Raw genomic sequence first — 2554 nt, 5'->3', positions numbered from 1 at the left:
CAGTCTGGACACTTTCCGAGAGATAGCTCATCTGTCGTTGGAAACTGGAATTGTACTTTGCCTTCCCGGAATACTAAGTACGCTGAAAACTCTTTCTCACCGGATTTAAAGCCTTTTAACAGATCCGTTTTCTTACTTTCAAATAGCTTTTTTATTTGTGCTTCAGGAATTGCTTTTTCTTTAATTTTCTTTGGCATACGGATCTCACACTCAGGATAGTTACTGCACCCATAGAAGTTTCCTTTATGAAGGATTTTCCCCTTTTTACACGGACAACGACATACTTCAATTTGTTGATTCCAATTCAAAATCATTTCATCCGCTACTTTTTCTTCTGTTTCTCCCAGCTTCGCAACCGTATCTTTCACAAAAGTATTTGTATTTTCCACAAACTCACCGTATGGCATTTCTTTCTTTTCGATCATATGAATCATCCCTTCCATTTCAGCCGTATAAGCTGGATTTTTGATTTCATCTATCGGAAATTTCTCTACAAATGCACGACCAATTTTCGTTGTACGAATCTGGCCATTGGTAACTGTGATGTAATTTCGTGCTGCAAGCTTAGGAATGAACGTCTCTTCTGTTGCGACTGTTCCAATCCGTTTTCCTTTCATTAACTCTTTTAAATGATCATCATCTAACTTGCGACCGGCGGTCTCCATAAACGTTAGGATGGAGTTTTCTGTATGGAATGCTGGTTTCTTTGTTTTTGACTGAATGAGGTCATGTTTTACGATTTGGAATGAGTCTCCTTCATATAAAAAAGGAATTTTGAAACTTTCCACTGACCCCTCTTCCATGTCCTCGTGAAATACGCTCAAAAACCCCTTTTCTTGAAGAACTTTCTCTTTTGTACTGTATATGTTTTCCTCTTGATCTATAAACTGTACCTCACGTACCAAATAAACAGCCGGTGGCATAAAGTTTCCAATAAATCTCTTTACAATGAGATCATATAATTGAATTTCTAATGGTTTTCTATTGGTCCCGTCATATGGTTTTGTTGTCGGGATGATGGCGAAGTGACTATCTACAAGTTCATCGTTAAATGTGGCATGTTTTTCTGTAATGGTATGCGTATCTACAAGTTGCACCAGATCCGCATAATTGGTAGACTGCAAGGCTTGGAATACTTCTTGTACTCTGCCTACCTTTTCCGTTGGCAAATGCCTGGATGATGAACGAGGATACGAAATCCAACCTTCTTCATATAAACTCTGAATATGTTTTTTTGCGGTCTCTGCACTCACTTTCAATTTCGAATGCGCCTCTTTATACAAATCCGTCAGGTTATATAACAATTTTGGTTTCTTTTTTCTGGTACTCTCTTTAAACTCCGTTACGATTAATGCTGTACCAACTAGTTTTGTCCCAAGCTTTTGCAAAGGAGCCGGATCTAATAATTGGTCTTCTGTCTTCATGATTGCCTCTAAGCCATTGTCTGTGATGAGCTTCAAATTATAGTAGATTTGTTCTCTATAATTCTCTATTGCTACTTCACGTTGCCAAATCTCATGTAACAGGCACATTTGTACACGCCCCGTCGCTAATAAGAATTGGTTTTTAGCAAGTTTCGTTGTACACCCTCTCGTCACATTCATTCCGAGAAGATAGTCCAGGTATTGCCTTGCTTTTGCGGAGTTTGCAAGTCCGTCATAGTGTTCCCCTGGCTCTAATCGATTCAAACCTGCCTCTAATTCTGCTGGTTCATAAGAAGAAAGCCAAAGACGCGATTGTCGTTTATTTACGCCCGCATACTCATACATTTCACGATAAATCAGCTCACCTTCACGGTCTCCATCACAAGCGTTGACCACATGATCTACATCTTGACGCTGTAATAACTCTACTAGCGTATTGATTTGTTCAACATAATCTGGTTTTACCTTATACTCTGGCTCTACTAATATAGGTAAATGTTCAAACTTAAAGTCTTTGTATTTTTCATCCATTTCTTCTGGATGCTTCAGCTCTAATAAATGACCCGAACACCAACTAATAATATAATCCTGATTTTCAAAGTATCCATAATACGGTTTACTACCCATATGTTTTTTGGCATTTCGAAAACGTGGTGATTTCAATAATTCGTATGCAACTTTCGGCTTTTCCGCAATAAATAATGTTTTTCCCACTATCCATTCCTCCTTATATATGTAAAATTATTAGTTTTAACGCTTCATTTTTCGTAGTTTGAATCGTTTTATCGCACATTGTCCCATCCATATACAAACGTTCATTATCACGACCACAAGCAACATGCAACCAGCAAATAACCAGGGATTCATGACATTTTTCTCCATTCCCAATCCTTCTGTAGAAAGACATACATTTGTTTTTTCTCTGATAACACCTCGCGTGCCATTTAGATTTTTTCTTTCGGCAAAAAAATGAAAATTAGTTCTTCTGCACCTATTGTTTCTGCCCATACGCCGGTATAATCGATGTCTACAATCTCAACGATATTTACCATTCTTTTCTCCCCTTTCATTGTTAAAAAGAAGAAGAGCACTGTTTAACAGTACTCTTCTTACAATTTATCTATTAGGAA

At 37.7% G+C, this 2554-nt stretch carries 1 protein-coding gene and 1 pseudogene; both read right to left on the bottom strand.

Features of this window, described 5'->3' with window-relative positions; translation table 11 throughout:
* The coding region (locus tag ACY191_RS14240; protein WP_463270062.1) for a type IA DNA topoisomerase at nt 1–2138 on the bottom strand (2138 nt) is incomplete at its 3' end.
* Nucleotides 2139–2287: 149 nt separating this feature from the next.
* Nucleotides 2288–2476 (bottom strand): annotated as a pseudogene (locus tag ACY191_RS14235) (hypothetical protein).
* Nucleotides 2477–2554 lie beyond the last annotated feature (78 nt).

Source organism: Staphylococcus sp. TCBT05 (assembly GCF_055179755.1).
Note: the sequence above shows the minus strand (reverse complement) of the source record. Positions and strands in the feature narration are given on the sequence as shown.